The following is a 23,209-nucleotide window of genomic DNA, read 5'->3' as shown; positions in this document are numbered from 1 at the left end:
CGCCCGCACCGTCATCGCTCATCCATCGAACTGGGGACGAAACGGCACCATGCGTGACACCGAAGCTGCTTACACCGGGCCGGAGGACTCCGCCGTCGCGGTCGTCGGGGTGGCGTGCCGGTTGCCCGGGGCTCCGGGACCGGACGCCTTCTGGGATCTGCTCGGCGCCGGACGGGACGCGATCACCGAGGCCCCGCCCGACCGCTGGACGGACGGCGACGGCACCACGCGGATCCGTCGCGGCGGGTTCCTGGAGCGGGTCGACCGTTTCGACGCCGCGTTCTTCGGGATCAGTCCGCGCGAGGCCGCCGCGATGGATCCGCGGCAGCGGCTGATGCTGGAGCTGGCCTGGGAGGCGCTGGAGGACGCCCGGATCGTGCCCGCGACCCTGCGCGGCAGCGCGACCGGCGTGTTCGCCGGGGCCATCGGTGACGACTACGCGTCGCTCGTCACGCGGATCGGCGGCCCGGCGCTCGGCCGGCACACGATCACCGGGCTGAGCCGGGGCGTCATCGCCAACCGGGTGTCCTACACGCTGGGGCTGCGCGGACCGAGCATGACGGTGGACGCCGCGCAGTCTTCGTCGCTGGTGGCGGTGCACCTGGCGTGCCAGAGCCTGCGCCGCGGGGAGTCGGAGCTGGCCCTCGCGGGCGGTGTGAGCCTCGCCCTCACCGCGGAGGGCACGGTCGCGGTCGACCGGTTCGGCGCGCTGTCCCCCGACGGCCGCTGCTACGCCTTCGACGCCCGCGCCAACGGCTATGTGCGCGGCGAGGGCGGCGGCGTCGTGGCGCTCAAGCCGCTGGCCGCCGCGCTGGCCGACGGCGACCCGGTGCACTGCGTGATCCTCGGCGGGGCGACCAACAACGACGGCGGCACCGACGGCCTGACCGTGCCGAGCGCGGCGGCGCAGGAGAGCGTGATCCGGCGGGCCTGCGCGGCGGCCGGGGTGTCGCCCGCCGACGTCCAGTACGTCGAGCTGCACGGGACGGGCACCCGCCGCGGCGACCCCGTCGAGGCGGCCGCGCTCGGCGCGGCCCTCGGCGTGCGCCGCGCGCCGGGGTCGCCGCTGCTGGTCGGATCCGCGAAGACGAACGTGGGCCACCTGGAGGGCGCGGCGGGGATCACCGGACTGATCAAGGCCGTGCTGAGCATCCGGCAGCGCCGCGTCCCGGCCAGCCTCAACTTCGAGAGCCCCAACCCGGACATCCCATTGGACGAGCTGAACATCCGCGTCCAGCGGGAGACCGGTCCCTGGCCGCGCCCCGACCGTCCGCTGGTCGCGGGAGTGAGCTCCTTCGGGATGGGCGGGACGAACTGCCATGTCGTCCTGGCCGAGGCGCCCGGACGCCCCGAGCCGGAACCGGACGCCGACCGGGACGCTCTGGACGGCGACGCCGCCCCGGTCCTGTGGCCCGTGTCGGCCGCGAGCCCGACGGCGCTGCGCGGGCAGGCGGCCCGCCTCGCCGAGTTCGCCGCGTCCGGCCCGCACGCGGCGGACCAGGACGTGGCGTACTCGCTCGGCGTCACCCGGACGGCCTTCGAGCGGCGGGCCGTGGTGGTCGGCGACGACCGCGCGGAGCTGCTGCGCGGCGTCACGGCCGTCGCGGCGGGCACTCCGGCCGCGGGCGTGGTACGCGGCGTCGCGGGCGCGGGAGGGGCCGCGTTCCTCTTCTCGGGCCAGGGCTCGCAGCGTCCGGGCATGGGAGGCGAGCTGTATCTGGCCCACCCGGTGTTCGCGGCGGCGCTCGACGAGGTGTGCGCGCACTTCTCCGCGCCGCCGAAGGACATCATGTTCGCGCCCGCCGGCTCTCCCGAGGCCGCGTCGCTCGACCGGACCGCCCACACCCAGACCGCCCTGTTCGCGATCGAGACGGCCCTCGCGCGCCTGCTCGGCCACTGGGGGGTGCGGCCGGCGCTGCTGCTGGGCCACTCGGTCGGCGAGATCACCGCCGCGCACATCGCCGGGGTGCTGTCACTGGAGGACGCGTGCGCGCTGGTGGAGGCCCGCGGACGGCTAATGCAGGCGCTCCCCGCGACCGGCGCGATGGCCGCGCTCCAGGCGACCGAGGACGAGGTCCAAGCCGCGCTGGACGGACGGCACGACGTGGTCATCGCGGCCGTCAACGGGCCGTCCGCGGTGGTCGTCTCGGGCGACGAGGACGCCGTCCTGGAGGTCGCCGCGCACTGGCGCGACGCGGGACGCAAGGCGCGGCGGCTGCGGGTCAGCCACGCCTTCCACTCCCCGCACATGGACGGCATGCTCGACGAGTTCCGCCGGGTCGCCGAGGGACTGCGGCCGCGTCCCCCCGAGATCCCGGTCGTGTCGAACCTGACCGGGGCGATCGCGACCGGCGAGCAGCTCACCGCGCCTGAGTACTGGGTCCGGCACGTCCGCGAGGCGGTGCGGTTCGCCGACGGGGTCCGCGCCGTGGCGGGCGCCGCCGTCGCCGTGGAGTTGGGCCCGGACGGGGTGCTGACGGCGATGGCGCGCGAGAGCCTGCCGAAGGGCGTCGCCCTGGTGCCGGCGCTGCGCCGTGACCGTCCCGAGGCCCGCACGCTGGCGACGGCGCTCGCCACGCTCCACGCCCACGGGGCCGAACTCGACTGGGACGCGCTGCTGCCCGGCGCGCGGCGGATCACCCTGCCCACGTACGCGTTCGACCGGCGCCGGCACTGGCTGAAGGGCCCGCCCGCCCGGCAGGCGGAGACCGCGCAGGTGGAATCCGCGCAGGTGGAATCCGGCCCCGACGAGGAGCCGCCGACGGGCGCGACGGAGGCCCCGACCGGACTGCCCGAGGCCGAACGCGCGCACCGGCTCCGCGAACTGGTCCGCGTCCACACCGCCCTGGTGCTCGGACACGACGATCCGGGCTCGGTCGACGACACCCGGGCCTTCAAGGAGCTGGGGTTCGACTCCCTGATGGTGGTCGAGCTCCGTGACCGGCTCGCCGACGCGACCGGCATCGACCTGCCCGCCACCCTGCTGTTCGAGCACCCGACCGCCGCCGCGGTCGCCGACCTGCTGGCGCGCGAGACGTCCGACGCCGCCGAGCCGGTCCGTCCGGACGACGTCCCAGCCGCGTCCGCTGACGACGATCCGGTCGTCATCGTGGCCATGGGCTGCCGCTACCCCGGCGGCGCGTCCTCGCCCGAGGAGCTGTGGCGGATCGTCTCCTCCGGCACCGACGCGGTCTCGCCCTTCCCCGAGGACCGCGGCTGGGACCTCGACGCCCTGCGCGACACCGACCGGCCCGGGTCCTCCCACACCCGGCACGGCGGCTTCCTCTCCGGCATCGCCGACTTCGACGCCGGGTTCTTCGGCATCAGCCCGCGCGAGGCCGCCGCGATGGACCCGCAGCAGCGGCTGCTGCTGGAGACCGCCTGGGAGACGCTGGAGCGGGCCGGGATCGCGCCGGGGACGCTCCGCGGCTCCGCGACCGGCGTGTTCGTCGGCGCGACCGCCCAGGACTACGGGCCCCGCCTGCACGACCCGGCCGACGACGCGGGCGGCTACCTGCTGACCGGCACGTCCGTCAGCCTCGCGTCCGGCCGCGTCGCCTACACGCTCGGCCTGGAGGGCCCGGCGGTGACCGTCGACACCGCCTGCTCGTCGTCGCTGGTGGCCCTGCACCTCGCCGCGCAGGCGGTGCGCCGGGGCGAGTGCTCGCTGGCCTTGGCGGGCGGCGTCACGGTGCTGTCCACGCCCGGGATGTTCGTCGAGTTCAGCAGGCAGCGCGGGCTGTCGCCGGACGGGCGCTGCAAGGCGTTCGCCGCGGCGGCCGACGGCACCGGCTGGGCCGAGGGCGTCGGCCTGGTCCTGCTGGAACGGCTGTCGGACGCCCGCCGCAACGGCCACCCGGTCCTCGCCGCGGTGCGCGGCTCGGCCATCAACCAGGACGGCGCCAGCAACGGACTGACCGCGCCGAACGGGGCGTCCCAGCGGCGCGTCATCGGCCGGGCGCTGGCCGACGCGGGCCTGTCCCCCGCCGACGTGGACGCCGTGGAGGCGCACGGCACCGGCACCCGGCTCGGCGACCCGATCGAGGCGCGCGCCCTGCTGGCGGCCTACGGCCGGGACCGCGACCCGGAGCGGCCGCTGCTGCTCGGCTCGGTCAAGTCCAACATCGGGCACGCCCAGGCCGCCGCGGGCGCGGCCGGTGTGGTCGCCATGGTGCAGGCCATGCGGCACGGCGTCCTGCCGCCGACCCTGCACGTGGACGAGCCGACCCCGCACGTGGACTGGTCGTCCGGCACGGTGGCGCTGCGCGTCGAGGCGACGCCGTGGCCGGAGGCCGGCCGGCCGCGGCGCGCCGCGGTGTCGTCCTTCGGGATCAGCGGCACCAACGCCCACCTGATCCTGGAGGCGGTGCCGGAGCCCGCGCGGGAGCGGGCCGCCGCGACCGGCGGGCCGATCGGAGCGCTGACGGCGTGGCCGGTCACGGCACGGACCGGGGACGCGCTGCGCGCGCAGGCGGCGCGGCTGCGCGACCTGGACGCCGATCCCGCCGACGTCGGCTTCTCCCTGGCGACGGGCCGCACTCACTTCCCGGAGCGGGCCGTCGTGCTCGGACGCGACGCCGCGGAACGGCTGCGCGGCCTCGACGCGCTGGCCGCCGAAGGGTCGGCGCCGGAGCTGGTGCGGGGAACGACCGCCGCCTCGGGGGCGACCGTGTTCGTCTACCCGGGGCAGGGGTCGCAGTGGGTCGGCATGGGCGCCGAACTGCTGGACTCCAGCCCGGTGTTCCGCGCGCGGGCCGAGGAGTGCGCGGCGGCCTTGGAGCCGCACGTCGACTGGTCGCCGCTGGACGTGCTGCGCGGCACGGGGGCCTCGCTCGACCGGGTGGACGTCGTCCAGCCCGCCCTGTGGGCCGTCATGGTGGCGCTGACCGCGCTGTGGGAGTCGCTCGGCGTCCGCCCGGACACCGTCATCGGCCACTCGCAGGGCGAGATCGCCGCGGCGGCCGTTTCGGGGGCGCTGTCGCTGGCGGACGCCGCCGCCGTCGTTGCCCTGCGGAGCAGGGCCCTGGTCGCGCTGGCCGGAACCGGCGGCATGGCCTCGGTGCTGCTGCCCGCGCCGGCCGTCGCCGACCGCATCGCCGCCTGGGGCGACCGGCTGGACGTCGCGACCGTCAACGGCCCGAACGCCACGGTCGTCGCCGGCGACGCCGCCGCGATCGCCGAGCTGGTCGCCGGGTGCGAGGCGGACGGCGTCCAGGCGCGGACGATCCCCGTCGACTACGCCTCGCACTGCGCCCGGGTCGACGGCATCCGCGACGAGGTGCTGGCGGCGCTCGCGCCGATCCGCCCGGGGCGGCCCCGCGTCCCGATGCTCTCGACGGTCACCGGGGAGCCGGTCGGCGACGGCGAGCTGGACGCGGCCTACTGGTTCCGCAACCTGCGGCGGACCGTGCGGTTCGCAGACGGCGTCCGCGGGCTGCTCGGCCGCGGCGGGGCGTTCTTCGTCGAGGCGAGCCCGCATCCGGTGCTGACGACGGCCGTGCAGGACGTCGCCGAGGACGCCGGAACACCGGCGGCGGCCGTCGGCACGCTCCGCCGCGACGAGGGCGGCCTGGACCGGTTCGCCCGCTCGGCGGCCGAGCTGTACGTCCAGGGCGGGCCGGTCGACTGGGCGGCGGCCCACCCCGGCGCGCGCCGCGCCGACCTGCCCACCTACGCCTTCCAGCGCGAGCGGCACTGGCTGGCCGCGCCCGCGGCCTCGGGCGACGTGGCCGCGCTCGGACTGGCGTCCGCCGACCATCCGCTGCTGGGCGCGGCCGTCGCGGCGGCCGACGGCGACGCGACGGTGCTCACCGGGCGGATCTCCACGCGGACCCATCCCTGGCTCGCCGACCACGCGGTGACCGGCACCGTGCTGCTGCCCGGCGCCGCGATCGCCGAACTGGCGCTGCACGCCGGTGCGCGGCTCGGCGCGGAGGCCGTCGACGACCTCGCGCTGGAGGCGCCGCTCGTGCTGGACGGTGCCGAGGCCGTCGAGATCCAGGTCATCGTCGGCGCGGCGGACCCCTCGGGACGCCGCCCGGTCGGCCTGCACTCCCGGCACGGCGAGGGCCCCTGGACCCGCAACGCCACCGGTGCGCTCGCGCCCGCCGCGGGGCCCGCGCCCGGCGACGACCTGGCGGTCTGGCCGCCGCCCGGCGCGGCGCCGATCGACCTGTCCGGACGGTACGACGAGCTGGCCGCCCAGGGGTACGACTACGGCCCCGCGTTCCAGACGCTGCGCGCCGCCTGGCGCACCGGCGACGCGGTGTTCGCCGAGGTCGGGCTCGCCGAGGCCGAGGCCGGGGACGCGGCCGGGTTCGGCGTCCACCCGGCGCTGCTGGACGGCGCCCTGCACGCCGTCGGGCTCGCCGTCCCCGCCGACTCGGAGGGGCCGCTGCTGCCGTTCTCGTGGAGCGGCGTGCGGCTGCACGCGGTGGGCGCGTCCACGCTGCGGGTGCGCATCGCCGCCGCCGACGCCGGGGCGGTCTCGCTGACCTTCGCCGACGCGCGGGGCACGGCCGTCGGCTCGGTGGACGCGCTGGCCATGCGGCCGGTCCCTCCCGGGGCGCTGAGCCGGGCAGGCCGCCCGTCCGGCCTTTACACGATGGAGTGGCGGCCGGTCCCGCTCCCGGCCGACGGTTCCGCCCAGGCCGTCGTGCTCGGCGCGGAGACCTTCGGACTGCCCGCGGTCGCCGACCTGGACGCCGCCGCCGAGGCCGCGCCGGACGCCGTCCTGGTTCCCGTCGAGACCTCCGATCCCACCGAAGGCACGCGGGTCGTGCTGGCCCGCGTTCTCGACCTGCTGCGGGCGTGGACGGACGAGGAGCGGTTCGAGAACGCCAAGCTCGCATTCGTCACCCGTGGCATGGAGGCCGACCCGGTCGCGGCGGCGGTCTGGGGGCTGGTCCGCACGGCCCAGGCCGAGAGTCCCGATCGGTTCGTGCTGATCGACGTGGACGGGGAAGGGGCAACGCGCGACGTCCCGGCGGCGTTCGCCACCGGGGAGCCGCAGTCGGCACTGCGCGAGGGCTCCTGCCTGGCGCCGCGACTGGCCCCGGCCTCACCGGAGGGAGGGACGCCCGTCGCGTTCCCGCCGGACGGAACGGTGCTGATCACCGGCGGCACCGGGACCCTCGGCGCGCTCACCGCACGCCACCTGGTCGCCCGGCACGGCGTCCGCCACCTGCTGCTCACCAGCCGCTCCGGTCCCGCCGCGCCCGGCGCCACCGGACTCGCCGACGAACTGACCGCCCTCGGGGCGACCGTTCACATCGCCGCCTGCGACGTCGGCGATCCCGACGCCCTGGCCGATCTCCTCGACTCCGTCCCCGCCGACCGTCCGCTCACCGCGATCGTCCACACTGCGGGGACCCTCAACGACGCCACCATCGCCAACCTCACCCCCAGCCACCTCGACGCCGCCCTGGGCGCCAAGGCCGACGCCGCCTGGCACCTCCACCGCCTCACCGGGCACCTTCCGCTCAGGGCCTTCGTCCTCTACTCCTCCGTCACCGGCACACTCGGCAGTCCGGGCCAGGGCGGATACACGGCCGCCAACGCCTTCCTCGACGCCCTCGCCCACCACCGCCGGGAACAGGGGCTCCCCGCGACGTCCATCGCCTGGGGCCTCTGGGACGAGGCCAGCGGGATGACCGGCCACATGAGCCGGGCCGACCGCACCCGGATGCGGCGCGGCGGCGTCGCGCCGCTGGACACCGGGCAGGGCCTGGCCCTGCTCGACGCGGCGCTCGGCACGGCGCGGCCGGTGACCGTCGCGGCGGCGCTCGACCTCGCCGGGCCGCGAACCGGGCCCGTCGCGGCCCCGCTGCGCGGACTGGTGCGGGCACCGGCGCGGCGGGCGCGCGCGGCGGACGCGGCCGAGGACGGGACGTCCGCGCTCGCCCGCAGGCTGGCGGCCGCGCCGGAGGAGGAACGCCACGGCATCCTCCTCGACCTGGTCCGCGCCCACGCCTCGACCGTCCTCGGACACGGGACGCCGGAGACGGTCGCCGCCGGGCGGCCGTTCAAGGAGATCGGGTTCGACTCGCTCACCGCCGTGGAACTGCGCAACCGGCTGGCCGCCGCCACCGGGCTGCGGCTGCCCGCCACGCTCGTGTTCGACCACCCCACACCGGACGCGCTCGCCGCGCGGTTGCAGAGCGGACTGCTCGGGGACGTCGCCGTCGCGCCCGCCGCCGCGCCCGCCGTCGAGGCCGCGGTCGGCGGAGACGAGCCGATCGCGGTGATCGGGATGGCCTGCCGCTACCCCGGCGGCGTCGCCACGCCCGAGGATCTCTGGGACCTCGTCGCCGCGGGCGGCACGGCGCTCGCCGACTTCCCCGGCGACCGAGGCTGGGATCTGGACCGGCTCTTCCATCCCGACTCGGAACGCCCCGGGACCAGCCACACCCGCAAGGGCGGCTTCCTGCGCGACGCCGACCACTTCGACCCGGCCTTCTTCGGCATCAGCCCACGCGAGGCCGCCACCATCGACCCGCAGCAACGGCTGCTGCTCGAAACGGCCTGGGAGACCATCGAGAACGCCCACATCGATCCCACCGGCCTCGGCGGCACCGCCACTGGCGTCTACACCGGCATCATGTACGGCGACTACGGGTCGCGGCTGCACTCCGTGCCGGAGGAGTTCGAGGGATACCTCGGCAACGGCAGTTACGGGAGCGTGGCGTCCGGCCGGGTCGCCTACACCCTCGGCCTCCAGGGTCCGGCGATCTCGGTCGACACCGCCTGCTCATCGTCGCTGGTCGCCACCCACCTCGCCTGCCAGGCACTGCGCTCCGGGCAGGTCGGGCTCGCGCTGGCGGGCGGTGTGACGGTCATGGCCACCCCCGCCACGTTCGTCGACTTCAGCCGGCAACGCGGGCTGGCCCCCGACGGCCTGTGCAAGCCGTTCGCCGCCGCCGCCGACGGGACGGGCTTCGCCGAAGGCGTCGGGCTGCTCCTGCTGGAGCGGCTCTCGGACGCTCAGCGCAACGGCCATCGGATCCTCGCCGTCATCCGCGGCTCCGCCGTCAATCAGGACGGCGCGAGCAACGGACTGACCGCGCCCAACGGCCCGTCCCAAGAACGAGTCATCCACACCGCGCTCGCCGACGCCGGTCTCAACGCCGCCGACATCGACGCCGTCGAAGCACACGGCACCGGCACCACCCTCGGCGACCCCATCGAAGCCCAAGCCCTCATCAACGCCTACGGCCAACGACGAAACCCGGAAAAGCCCCTCTGGCTCGGATCCATCAAGTCCAACATCGGGCACACGCAGGCCGCCGCGGGCGTCGCGGGAATCATCAAGATGATCCTCGCCCTCCGGCACCGGAGACTCCCGCAAAGCCTCCACATCGACGCGCCAAGCCCCCACGTCGACTGGGACGACTCCGGCGTCCGACTCCTCACCCAAGCCCGCCCCTGGCCCGAAACCGAAAGCCCGCGCCGCGCCGCCGTCTCCTCCTTCGGCATCTCCGGCACCAACGCCCACGTCATCCTCGAACAACCACCCGACGAGCAGGAACCAGAGCGTCCCGAGGCGGCCCGCGTCCCGGCCGTGCCGTGGGTCCTGTCCGCCAAGTCCGACGCGGCGCTACGGGACCAGGCCCGGCGGCTGCGCGCGCTGGTCGAGGACGACCCCGGCGCCGACGTCCCGGCGGTGGCGCACGCGCTCGCGACGGGCCGGGCGCTGTTCGACCACCGCGCGGCGGTGGTCGCCGGGGACCGCGACGGCCTTCTGGACGGGCTCGCCGCGCTGGCCTCCGGGCGGACGACCGCGGCGGCCGTGCGCGGCTCGGCGGGCCGTCCGGGCGGCGTCGCGTTCCTGTTCTCCGGGCAGGGCTCGCAGCGCGCCGGGATGGGCCGCGACCTGTACGAGAACTTCCCCGTCTTCGCCGAGGCCCTGGACGAGACGTGCGCCGCCCTGGACCCGCACCTGGACACGCCGCTGCAGGAGGTGATGTTCGACGAGGACGGCGCGCTGCTCGACCAGACCGTCTACACCCAGCCCGCGCTCTTCGCGTACCAGACCGCGCTCCACCGGCTGATCACCTCCTTCGGGATCGTCCCGACGCACTTCCTCGGGCACTCGATCGGCGAGCTGACCGCCGCCCACCTCGCGGGCGTGCTGTCCCTGGAAGACGCGGCCACGCTCATCACCACCCGCGCCCGGCTCATGCAGGACTCACCACCCGGCGTCATGATCGCGATCAGCGCCGCCGAGGACGCGGTCGCCGAACGGGCCGCCGGGCGGGGGCTGGCCGTCGCGGCGGTCAACGCGCCGGACGCGGTCGTCGTCTCCGGCGACGCCGGGGACGCGGACGAGGTCGCGGCCGAGTTCGAGGAGCGCGGGCACCGCGTCCGGCGGCTGGCGGTGGGCCGCGCCTTCCACTCGGCGCACATGGACCCGGTCCTGGACGAGCTGCGCGCGACCGCCGCGCGCCTGACCCTCCGCCCGCCGGAGGTGCCGATCGTCTCCGACCTGACCGGTGGGATCGCCACGGACGAGCTGGCCGACCCGGACTACTGGGCCCGGCACGTGCGCGGCACCGTCCGGTTCGCCGACGGTGTGGCGGCGCTGGACGCCGCCGGCGTCGGCGCCTGCCTGGAGCTCGGTCCCGACGCGACGCTGACCGCGCTCGTCCGGCGGGTCCTCGGTGACGACGCCGTGGCGGTCGCGACCGCGCCGCGCGGCCTCGACGCCCCCACCGGCGTGGTCGCGGCGCTCGCCGGGCTGCACGTGCGCGGCGTGCCGGTCCGCTGGGAGGGGCTGACCCGTCCCGGCCGTCCCGTGCGGCTGCCGAACTACCCGTTCCAGCGCGCGCGGTACTGGCTGGACGCCCCGGTCGGCTCCGACCCGTCCGGGCTGGGGCTGGCGGAGACGGGCCATCCGCTGCTCGGCGCGGCCCTCCAGGTCGCCGGGCAGGACGAGACGCTGTTCACGGGGCGGCTGTCCGCGGGGGCGCCGTCCTGGCTGGCCGACCACGAGGTCGCCGGGACGCCCCTGCTCCCCGCCTCCGTGCTTGTGGAGCTCGCCCTGCGGGCGGGCCTGGAGACCGGTCTCGAACGGATCGCGGAGCTGGCGCTGGAGGCGCCGCTCGTGCCGCCCGAGTCCGGCGCGGTGCGGCTCCAGGTCGTCGCGGGGCCGCCCGACGCGTCCGGGCGCAGGCCGGTGTCCGTGCACGCGCGCCCGGACACGCCCGGCGCGCCGTGGACGCGGCACGCCACCGGCGCGCTCACCGCGGCCGGTTCGCCTCCCGAGCCGCTGACGCAGTGGCCCCCGGCGGGCGCGACCGAACTGCCGGTCGACGGCGTGTACGAGCGGCTGGCCGACCACGGTTACGGATACGGCCCGGCCTTCCAGGGCCTGCGCGGCGCCTGGCGGCGGGGCGGCGACCTCTATGCCGAGGTCGAGCTGCCCGGCGGGACGGAGACCGCGCGGTACTCGGTCCACCCGGCCCTGCTCGACGCCGCCCTGCACGTCCTGCCCGCCGCCGACGACGGCGCGGGGCCGCTGCGGCTGCCGTTCGCCTGGACCGGCGTGTCGGTGTTCGCCACCGGAGCCACCCGGGTGCGCGTCCGCCTGTCCCCGCGCGGGGAGAGCGCCTTCGCGCTCGCGGTCCACACACCGGACGGCGATCCGGTGCTCACCGCCGACGCGCTGACGCTGCGTCCCGTGCGGGCGGACCGGCTGGCGCGGGCGGCGGGTCGCGGCGCGCTCCGGCACGTCGTCTGGACGACGGTGCCGCTCGCCGACGCGCCGGACGACACGGTCGTCGTCCTCGGGCCGGACGGGCTCGCGGGGCTGCCGGGAACGCCGGACGCCGTCGTCGCGCCCGTCGTCGCGCCCGTCGTCGCGCCCGTCGCCTCGCCCGGGGCGGATCCGGTCGCGGAGACGCACGCGCTGGCCGGTCAGGTGCTGGGACTGCTCCAGGAATGGCTCGCGAGGCCGGGCGCGGAGGCGTCCTGGCTGGTGGTGCTCACCGAGAGGGCCGAGGCGGCGCGGGAGGGCGACGTCGTCGCGGACCTGGCGGCGGCGGCGGTCCGCGGGCTCGTCCGCTCGGCGCAGTCGGAGGACCCCGGCCGGTTCGTCCTGCTGGACCTCGACGGCACCGACGCCTCCCGGTCCGCCGTCGCGGCGGCCGCCGCGTCCGGATGGCCCGAGCTGGTGCTCCGCGACGGGGTCGCGCTCGCCCCGGAGGTCGCTCGGCTGCCGGTCACCGACCGTCCCGCGCCGGAGCTGGACGGGACGGTGCTGATCACGGGCGGCACCGGCACTCTCGGCGCGCTCACCGCACGCCACCTGATCACCCGGCACGGCGTCCGCGACCTGCTGCTCATCAGCCGCTCCGGCCCCGAAGCACCCGGCGCCCGCGAACTCCACGCCGAACTCACCGCGCTCGGCGCCCACGTCACCATCGCAGCCTGCGACGCCGCAGACCCCGATGCGCTGAGCGCCCTGCTCGACGCCGTTCCCCCCGACCGGCCGCTCCGCGCCGTCGTCCACGCCGCGGGCACCACCGACGACGCGACCACCGCCAACCTCACCCCCGACCGGCTTCACAGCGTCCTGACCGGCAAAGCCGACGCGGCCTGGAACCTCCACCAGCTCACCCAGCATCTTCCGCTCAGGGCCTTCGTCCTCTACTCCTCCATCGCCGCCGCCCTCGGCAACCCGGGACAGGGCAACTACACCGCCGCCAACGCCTTCCTCGACGCCCTCGCCCACCACCGCCACCGGCAAGGACTGCCCGCCACGTCCATCGCCTGGGGCCTGTGGCAGACCACCAGCGCCATCACCCGAAGCCTCGACGTCGCCGGCCGCAGAAGGCTCGAAAACGCGGGCCTGCGGCTGCTGGACGACGAAGAGGCACTGGACCTGCTGGACGCGGCGCTCGGCCAGGACCGCCCGGCCGTCGTCGGGGCGCCGATCGACCGGCTGGGACGCGTCCAGAGGCGACGCCCCCGGCGTGAAGCCGTCCCGCCCGACCACGCCGACCTGCCGCCGGAACGCCGCCGCGAGACGCTGCTCGACCTGGCCCGCACCGAGATCGCGGCGGTCCTCGCCCACCCCGACCCGCGCGCGATCGGCTCCGAGGCGTCCTTCGAGGAGCTGGGGTTCGACTCGCTGACCGGGCTGGAGCTGCGCAACCGGCTCGCCACCGCGACCGGCCTCGGCCTGCCCGCATCCCTGGTGTTCGACCACCCCACGCCCGCCGCGCTCGCCGCCCATCTGGACGCCGAACTCACCGGCACGCGGCACGCCCCCACGACCCACGTCGCGTCTGGTCGGCCGGACGAGCCGATCGCGGTGATCGGGATGGCCTGCCGCTACCCCGGCGAGATCGCCACCCCTGAACAGCTCTGGGACCTCCTCGCCCAAGGTCGGCACGCCGTCACCGACTTCCCCACCGGCCGGGGCTGGGACCTCGACCGGCTCTACCACCCCGACCCCGACCACCCCGGCACCAGCTACACCCGCAAGGGCGGCTTCCTCCACGACGCCGACCATTTCGACCCCGCCTTCTTCGGCATCAGCCCACGCGAGGCGACCGCCATCGACCCCCAGCAGCGACTCCTGCTCGAAACCGCCTGGGAAGCCATCGAGAAGGCCCAGATCGACCCCACCACCCTCGCGGGGACGGCCACCGGCGTCTTCACCGGCATCATGTACGCCGACTACGCGGCCCGCCTCCATGCCACCGGAACGTCCACCCCGGTCGAGGGCTACCTCAGCACTGGCAGCGCGCCCAGCGTCGCCTCGGGGCGCATCGCCTACACCCTCGGCCTGCAGGGCCCGGCGATCTCGGTCGACACCGCCTGCTCATCGTCGCTGGTCGCCACCCACCTCGCCTGCCAGGCGCTCCGCTCCGGGCAGACCGACCTCGCGCTGGCGGGCGGCGCCACCGTCATGGCCACACCCGCCACGTTCATCGAGTTCAGCCGACAGCGCGGGCTGGCCCCCGACGGCCTGTGCAAACCGTTCGCCGACACCGCCGACGGCACCACCTGGAGCGAAGGCGCCGGACTACTCCTCTTGGAACGGCTCAGCGACGCCCAGCGCAACGGTCATCCCATCCTCGCCGTCATCCGGGGCACGGCCGTCAACCAGGACGGCGCGAGCAATGGACTGACCGCGCCCAACGGCCCGTCGCAAGAACGAGTCATCCACACCGCCCTCACCGACGCCGGTCTCACACCCAACGACATCGACGCCGTCGAAGCACACGGCACCGGCACCACCCTCGGCGACCCCATCGAAGCCCAAGCCCTCATCAACACCTACGGCCGCCAACGCCCCACAGGCCGACCCCTCTGGCTCGGATCCATCAAATCCAACCTCGGCCACACCCAAGCCGCCGCAGGCGTCGCCGGAATCATCAAGATGATCCTCGCCATCCGGCACCGGACGCTCCCCCAAACCCTGCACGTCAATGCCCCAAGCCCCCACATCAACTGGGACGACTCCGGCGTCCAACTCCTCGCTCAAGCCCAACCCTGGCCCGACACCGACCGCGCACGCCGCGCCGCCGTCTCCTCCTTCGGCATCTCCGGCACCAACGCCCACATCGTCATCGAGCAACCACCCGAGACGGCAGAGCGGCCCGAAGGCGAGCGGACCTCGCGGCCGATCCCGTGGCTGCTGTCCGCGCGGACGGAGACCGCGCTGCGCACGCAGGCCGTCAGGCTGCACGACTTCGTCCAGGCCGCCCCCGAGCTGGACCCGGTCGACGCGGGGCTGTCCCTGGCGACGACCCGCGCGGCGTTGGACCACCGGGCCGCGATCGTGGCGTCCGACAGGGAAGAGTTCCTCGACGGTCTACGGTCGCTCGCCGCCGGCGAGTCTCCGCCGCAGATCGTCCAGGACACCGCGCGTGAAGGAAAGGTCGCGTTCCTCTTCCCGGGGCAGGGTTCCCAGCGGCCCGGCATGGGACGCGAGCTGTACGCGGACTTCCCGGCGTTCGCCGAGGCGCTGGACGAGACCTGCGCGGCGTTCGACCCGCACCTGGACGTCCCGCTCCGGGACGTCATGTTCGGCGACGGCCCGGAGGTCGACCAGACCCTCTACACCCAGCCCGCGCTGTTCGCCTTCCAGACGGCCCTTTACCGGCTGACCACCTCCTACGGTCCCGAGCCGCACGCGCTGCTCGGGCACTCGATCGGCGAGTTGACCGCCGCCCACCTCGCGGGCGTGCTGTCCCTCGAAGACGCGGCCGTCCTCATCACCATCCGCGCCCGGCTCATGCAGGACTCACGGCCCGGCGCCATGGTCGGCATCGGCGCGTCCGAGGAGGAGGTCGCCGAGACCCTGGCCGCGTATACCGACCGGCTGTCCATCGCCGCGGTCAACGCGCCTGGGGCGGTGGTGATCTCCGGTGACCCGGAGGCGGCCGAGGAGGCGGCGCGGCTCTGGGCGGAGCGCGGTCGCCGCACCCGGCGGCTGAACGTCGGCCGCGCCTTCCACTCCCCGCTGATGGACCCGGTGCTGGGCGAGCTGCGCGAGGTCGCGCGCACGCTGGAGCACGGCCCGCCGAAGATCCCGCTGGTCTCCAACCTCACCGGGCGGACCGGCGACCGGTTCACCGATCCGGACTACTGGGCCGAGCACGCGAGGGGGACGGTGCGGTTCGCCGACGGCGTCGCCGCGCTCGCCGAGCAGGGCGTGACGACGCTGGTGGAGCTCGGCTCCGACGCCGTCCTCACCCCGGCGGTCCGGCAGACCCTCGACGGCGGCGCCGACGCGGTGCCGACGCTGCGCCGCGACCGGCCCGAGACCCGCTCGTTCGTCACCGCGCTGGCGCGCCTGCACGCCCGCGGCGCGGCGGTGGACTGGCCCGCGCTCATCGGCCCGGCCCGGACGGTCGCCCTGCCCACCTACCCGTTCGAGCACGCCCGCTACTGGCTCGACGCGACCGCCCCGGCCGGGGACGTCGCGACCGCGGGCCTCGACCCGACCGGGCATCCGCTGCTCGACGCGGCCGTGCCCGCCCCGGACGGGTCCGTCACCTACACCGGCCGGATCTCCGCCGCGACCCGGCCCTGGCTGGCCGATCACGCGATCGACGGGACGGTGCTGCTGCCGGGCGCCGCGTTCGCCGAGTTCGCCCTGGCCGCGGGCGCGCGGCTGGACGGGGAGGAGCTGGGCGGGCTGACGCTTGAGGCGCCGCTCGTCCTGCCTGCGGAGGGCGTCCGGATCCAGGTCGCCGTCGGCGCCCCCGACGAGGCGGGCCGCCGCTCGTTCGACGTGCACTCGCGGGGCGACGGCGGCTGGATCCGCCACGCGACCGGCCACCTGTCCGCCGCGCCGACCGAAGCCGCACCCCCCGGACCCGTGCCCCCCGAACCCGTGCCGTCCGCCGCGTGGCCGCCGCCGGGCGCCGATCCGGTCGACGTCGACGGCCTGTACGCCCGGCTGGCCGAGCGCGGCTACGACTACGGACCGGCCTTCCAGGGGCTGCGCGCCGCCTGGCGGCTGGGCGGCGAACTCCACGCCGAGGTCCGCGTTCCGGACGCGGCGCGGGACGGCTTCGCCCTGCATCCGGTACTGCTGGACGCCGCCCTCCACCTCCTCGCGGTGGAGGCGGAGGACGACGAACTCCGCCTCCCGTTCGCCTGGACCGGCGTCAAGCTTCGCTCCGCCGGGCACACCGACGTACGCGTCCGGGTCGTCCGCGACGGCGGTGACAAGGCCGCTCTGACGTTCACGGCCCCGGACGGAACCCCGGTCGCGACGGTCGGGTCGATCGCGGTCCGCGCGGTCGATCCCGCGCGGCTCCGGGAGTCCGGCACCGGGCCGCTGGAACAGGTGTGGCGCCCGGTGCCGCCCGCGTCCCGGCCCGCCCCCCGGGCGCTGGTCCTCGGCGACGACACGCTGGGACTCGGCCTGGAGGCTCATCCCGACCAGGACTCGCTGGCGGCGGCGGCCCTGGAGATCGCCCTTGCCGTGTTCCCCGCCCCGATCGGCGACGACCCGGCGCGGGCCGCGCACGACAGCACGCGTCAGGCCCTGGAACTGCTCCAGGGCTGGCTGGCCGACGACCGGTTCGACGATGTTCCGCTCGCCGTCGTCACGCGCGACGCCACGGCGGGGAACCCCGTGGCGGCGGCCGTGCGGGGCCTGGTGCGCTCGGCTCAGTCGGAGCATCCCGGCCGGTTCGTCCTGGTGGACCTCGACGGGACAGAGGCGTCCCTGCGGAGCGTCACCGACGCCCTGGCCTGCGGTGAACCGGACGTGGCCGTCCGCGACGGCCGCTGCCACGCGCCCGTGCTGGCCCCCGTGCCGTCCCCCGACGGTGGGCCGCCCGTACTGGACGGGACGGTCCTGATCACCGGCGGCACCGGCACCCTCGGCGAGCTCACCGCACGCCACCTCATCGCCCACCACGGCGTCCGCGACCTACTGCTCATCAGCCGCTCCGGCCCCGAAGCACCCGGCGCCCGCGAACTCCACGCCGGACTCACCGCACTCGACGCCCGAGTCACCATCGCAGCCTGCGACGCCGCAGACCCCGGCGCCCTGAACGCCCTCCTCGACACCATCCCCCCAGACCGACCGCTGAGCGCCGTCGTCCACGCCGCAGGCACCACCGACGACGCCACCCTCACCCACCTCACCGCCGACCACCTCCGCACCGTTCTGACCGGCAAAGCCGACGCCGCCTGGAACCTCCACCAACTCACCCAGCACCTCCCTCTCCAGGCGTTCGTCCTGTTCTCCTCCGTCGCCGCCACCCTGGGGAACCCCGGTCAGGGCAACTACAGCGCCGCCAACTCCTTCCTCGACGCCCTCGCCCGCCACCGCCACCAGCGAGGACTGCCCGCCACGTCCATCGCCTGGGGCCTGTGGCAGACGACCAGCACCATCACCGCCCAACTCGACGCCACCGACCGGAAACGACTGGAGCGAACGGGCCTGCGACCGCTCGCCGACGACGAAGCGCTCCGCCTCCTCGACGCGGCGCTCGGCTCGGACCGGCCCGCGCCGATCGCGGCCGGGTTCAGCGGGCGGCTGCTCCGCGAACTCACCCGTTCCCGGAGGCGCGAATCCGAAGGCGAGCCGCGCACTGGGCGGTTGCGCGAGCTGCCCGCCCCCGAGCGGCGCGACGCCGTCACCGCCCTGGTCCTGGCGAAGGTCGCCGAGGTGCTGGGGCACGCCGCGCCGGACACGGTCGACCGCGGCCGGGGCTTCCAGGACATGGGCGTCGACTCCCTCACGGCGGTGGAGCTGCGCAACCGGCTCGACGTGGCGACCGGGCTGCGGCTGCCCGCCACGGTGGTCTTCGACCACCCGAGACCCGACGCGCTGGCCGAGTTCGTCCTCGGGGAGCTGGACTCCGCCCCCGGCGGCCCGCGCCCGTCGCCGCTGTCCGACCTCGACAGGCTCGAAGAGGGTCTGCACGACCTGCCCGAGGACCTGCGCGCACAGCTCGCGGCCCGGCTGGGCGACCTGCTCGACCGGCTCGCACCGGCCGCCCCCGAACCCGCCGCCGAATTGACCGAGCGGCTCGACTCCGCCTCCGACGACGAGATCTTCGACTTCATCGACCGGGAGTTCGGCGCCGAGACCGGCGCCGAGGATCGACGAGGACTGACATCACATGGCGAATGACGGACGACTCCGCGACTACCTCAAGCGGGTCACGCTCGACCTGCACGCGGCCCGCGAGCGGATCCGCCTGATGGAGTCCGAGCGCACCGAGCCGGTCGCGATCGTCGCGATGGCCTGCCGCTACCCCGGCGACGTCGCCTCCCCCGAGGAGCTGTGGGAGCTGGTCGCGGCGGGGACGGACGCGATCGGCGCGTTCCCCGCCAACCGCGGCTGGGACCTGGACCGGCTGTACGACCCGGACCCCGACCATCCCGGCACGTCCATCTCCCGGGCGGGCGGGTTCCTGCACGACGCCGACCGGTTCGACCCCGAGTTCTTCGGCATCAGCCCGCGGGAGGCGCTGACCGTCGACCCGCAGCAGCGGCTCCTGCTGGAGCTGGCCTGGGAGTCCTTCGAACGCGCCGGGATCGATCCGGCGGCGCTGCACGGCACCGCCACCGGCGTGTTCACCGGCGTGATGTACGACGACTACGCCGCGCGGATCCGGCCCATCCCCCCGGCGTTCGAGGGCTACGTCGGGACCGGCAGCGCCCCGAGCGTCGCCTCGGGCCGGATCGCCTACACCTTCGGCCTGGAGGGCCCGGCCGTCTCGGTCGACACGGCGTGCTCGTCGTCGCTGGTCGCGCTGCACCTGGCCGTGCAGGCGCTGCGCCGCGGCGAGTGCCGGCTGGCGCTGGCGGGCGGGGTGACCGTGATGGCCACCCCGAACACGTTCGTGGAGTTCAGCCGCCAGCGCGGGCTGTCCCCCGACGGCCGGTGCAAGGCGTTCTCCGCGCAGGCGGACGGCACCGGCTGGGGCGAGGGCGCCGGGCTGCTCCTGCTGGAGCGGCTGTCGGACGCGCGGCGCAACGGCCACCCGGTCCTGGCCGTCGTGCGCGGCACGGCGGTCAACCAGGACGGCGCCAGCAGCCGCCTCACCGCGCCCAACGGACCGGCCCAGGAGCGGGTCATCGCGCGGGCCCTGGAGGACGCGGGACTGCGACCCGGCGAGGTGGACGCGGTCGAGGCGCACGGCACCGGCACCGCCCTCGGCGATCCGATCGAGGCGCACGCCCTGATCCGCGCCTTCGGCGGGGACCGGCCCGGCGGGCGTCCGCTGTGGCTCGGCTCGGTCAAGTCCAACATCGGGCACGCGCAGGCGGCGGCGGGCGTCGCCGGGGTCATCAAGACGGTGATGGCGATCCGGCACGGACTCCTGCCTCCGACCCTGCACGTCGGCGAGCCCGCCCCGGACGTCGGCTGGAGCGCGGACGGCGTCGCGCTGCTCACCGAGGCCGTCCCGTGGCCGGAGACGGGCCGGGCACGGCGCGCCGGGGTGTCGTCGTTCGGGATCAGCGGCACCAACGCGCACGTGATCGTCGAGCAGGCTCCGGCGGAGGACCCCGCGGCGGACGAGCGGGCCGGGACCGCCCCGGCGGCGACGCCGTGGCTGCTGTCGGCCGGGACACCGGCGGCGCTGCGGGAGCTGGCCCGGCGCCTGCACGACCGGGTGTCGGCCGACCCGGGGGCCGACCCCGCCGACGTGGCGTTCGCGCTGGCCACCGGCCGGGCCGGGCTGGAGCACCGGGCCGCGGTCGTCGGCGCCGACCGGGCGGCGCTGCTGGACGGGCTGGCGGCGCTCGGCCGGGACGAGCCCGGCGACGGGACGCTGGTGGGGACCGTCCGTCCCGGACGGCCGGCCTTCCTGTTCTCCGGGCAGGGCAGCCAGCGGCCCGGCATGGGGCGCGGGCTGCACGCGGCGTTCCCGGTGTTCGCCGACGCGCTCGACGAGGTGGCCGGGTCGCTCGACGCCCACCTCGACCGGCCGCTGCGCGAGGTGATGTTCGCCGCCGCGGGCACGCCGGACGCCGCCCTCCTCGACCAGACCCGCTACACCCAGGCCGCGCTGTTCGCGTTCCAGACGGCCCTGTACCGGTTGCTCGACCATTGGGGCGTCCAGCCGAAGGTGCTCGCCGGCCACTCGATCGGCGAGCTGACCGCCGCGCACGCTGCGGGCGTGCTGTCCCTTCCCGACGCGTGCGCGCTGGTGGCCGCGCGGGGACGGCTGATGCAGTCGGCGCCCGCAGGCGGCGCGATGGCGGCGGTCCAGGCGTCCGAGGACGAGGTCCGGGCCGCCCTCACCGCCGGCGCGGACGTCGCGGCCGTGAACGGCCCCGCCGCCACGGTGGTGTCCGGCGACGAGGACGCGGTGCTGGCGATCGCGGAGCACTGGTCCGGGCTCGGCAGGCGCACCCGGCGGCTGAACGTCTCGCACGCCTTCCACTCGGCGCACATGGACGGCGTGCTGGAGGAGTTCCGGCTGGTCGCCGCCGGTCTGGAGTTCCGGCCGCCGGTCATTCCCGTGCTGTCGAACGTGACCGGGGAGCGGGCCACGGCCGAGCAGCTTCGGTCTCCCGACTATTGGGCCAGGCACCTGCGCGAGGCCGTCCGCTTCGGCGACGCGCTGCGCGCCGCGCGCGCGTCGGGCGTCGCCACGGCCGTCGAGATCGGCCCGGACGCCGCGCTCGCCCCGCTGGCCGCCGAGCCGGACACGCCGCCGATCGTGGCCGCGCTCCGGCGCGACCGGCCCGAGCCGGTCGCGGTGATCGAGGCGCTGGCCGCCCTGCACGTGCGGGGCGTGCCGGTGGACTGGCGCCAGGTGCTGCCGCCGGGACGGCCGGTGCCGCTGCCGACCTACCCGTTCCAGCGGGAGCGGTACTGGCTGGACGCCCCCGCCGTCGCGGACGTGGCCGCGGTGGGTCTGAGTGCGACCGACCACCCGCTGCTCGGCGCGGCCGTCGCCCTGGCGGACGGCGACGGCCACCTGCTCACCGGACGGCTGTCGCGCGACGCGCACCCCTGGCTGGACGACCACACCGTGCTGGGCGCCGCCGTGGTGCCCGGCGCCGTCCTCCTGGAGCTGGCGCTCCTGGCCGCCGACCGCGCCGGGGCGGGCGGCGTCGCGGAGCTGACGCTGGAGGCGCCGCTCGTGCCGCCCGACGGCGGCGCGGTGCTCCTCCAGGTGCGGGTCGGGGAGGCCGACCAGGACGGGCGACGCTCCATCGGCGTCTATGCGCGCGCCGCAGACGCCGCCGACGACGACGAGCCCTGGACGCGGTACGCGACCGGTCGGCTGGACGTGGGAGCGCCGTCCGCCGCGTCTGGCCCGGCGGCGTGGCCGCCCGAAGGGGCCGTCCCGCTGCCCGTCGACGACCTGTACGAGCGGCTCGCCGACGCGGGACTGTCCTACGGCCCCTCGTTCCAGGGCGTGCGGGCGGCATGGCGGCACGGCTCGGAGGTGTACGCGCGGATCCAGCCGCCCGGCGAGACGCCGGAGTGGCCCGGGCTGAGCCCCGCGCTGCTCGACGCCTGCCTGCACGCCGCGATCCTGGCCGTCGACGAGGCCGACGGGCCGCGCGTCCCGTTCTCCTTCCGGGACGCGGCGCTCCACGCCACCGGGGCAGGCGACCTGTGGGTGCGGTTGTCGCCGACCGGCCCGGACGCGGTGTCGCTCGACATCCGCGACGCCGCCGGGACGCCCGTCGCGTCCGTCGGATCACTCACCACGCGGCCGGTGTCCCGGGAACGGCTGGCCGCGCGGCGTTCCCTGCCGCTGTTCGCCGTGGACTGGCAGGCCATCACCGCCCGGACCGCCGAGGCCGAAACGCGGGTGGAGGTCGTCGAGCCGTCGGGGGACGATGCGCACGAGATCGTCGCCGACACCTTGCGGATCCTCCAGGACCGGATCGCGCAGGATCCGCCGCCCGCCGGGCCGCTGGTCGTCCTCACCCGCGGATCCGTCACCGACGACGTCACCGACCCGGCGGGCGCGGCGGTCTGGGGACTGGTGCGGACGGCGCAGACCGAGCACCCCGGCCGGTTCGTGCTGCTGGACGCCGAAGACACCGGCGAGCCGGTGCCGTCCGGCCTGCCGGTGCCGTCCGGCCTGCTCGGCGCGGCCCTGTCCACCGGAGAACCGCAACTCGCGCTGCGCGACGGCGAGTTTCGTGTGCCCCGGCTCACCCGCGTCACGGCCGAGCCCGCCGCCGCAGAACTCGACCCGGGCGGGACCGTGCTCGTCACCGGCGGCACCGGCCTGCTCGGCGGGCTCGTCGCCCGTCATCTCGCGGCGGCGCACGGCGTCCGCCACCTGCTGCTGACCAGCCGCCGAGGGCCGGACGCCGAGGCTGCCGCGCGGCTGCGCGCCGAGCTGGCCGAGCTGGGCGCCGAGGCCACGATCGCGGCCTGCGACGCCGCCGACCGGGAGGCCCTCGCCGCACTGCTCGCCTCGATCCCGGCCGACCGGCCGCTCACCGCCGTCGTGCACGCCGCCGGGGTCCTCGCCGACACCACCCTCGCCCGGCTCGCCCCGGCGGACCTGGCGAAGGCGCTGCGGCCCAAGGCCGACGCCGCCCGGCACCTGCACGAGCTGACCCGCGACCTCGACCTGCGCGCCTTCGTGCTGTTCTCCTCCCTGGCCGGGACGCTCGGCTCCGCCGGGCAGGGCGCCTACGCCGCCGCCAACGCCTACCTCGACGGGCTCGCCGCGCACCGCCGCGCCCGGGGCCTCCCGGCCGCCTCGCTGGCGTGGGGGCCATGGGCCGAGGACGGCGGGATGAC

2 protein-coding genes (1 of these 2 cut by a window edge) are annotated in these 23,209 nt (G+C 76.2%); both read left to right on the top strand.

What is annotated here, in order from left to right; translation table 11 throughout:
- The first annotated feature begins 49 nt into the window (after positions 1–49).
- Positions 50–18,610: a type I polyketide synthase gene (locus FXF65_RS30785; protein WP_148353567.1), complete on the top strand. Its 18,561-nt coding sequence runs from the start codon at positions 50–52 to the stop codon at positions 18,608–18,610.
- Positions 18,600–23,209, top strand: partial view of a type I polyketide synthase gene (locus FXF65_RS30780; RefSeq protein ID WP_148353566.1) — the 5' end (the start) only. 6,922 nt of this gene lie beyond the right edge of the window; the window shows 4,610 of its 11,532 coding nt (coding positions 1–4,610); the start codon lies at positions 18,600–18,602; its stop codon lies off the right edge, out of view. Before FXF65_RS30785 ends, FXF65_RS30780 begins: the two co-directional genes overlap by 11 nt.

Origin of the sequence: Actinomadura syzygii, assembly GCF_008085905.1 — a bacterium.
Lineage (GTDB): Bacteria > Actinomycetota > Actinomycetes > Streptosporangiales > Streptosporangiaceae > Spirillospora > Spirillospora syzygii.
The sequence above is the reverse complement of the archived record's forward strand: the minus strand, read 5'-3'. Positions and strand labels throughout refer to the sequence as shown.

What these genes read in the sequence shown, in the direction of transcription:
- FXF65_RS30785 (WP_148353567.1), top strand. Translation starts at nt 50, where the DNA reads ATGCGTGACACCGAAGCTGCTTACACCGGGCCGGAGGACTCCGCCGTC.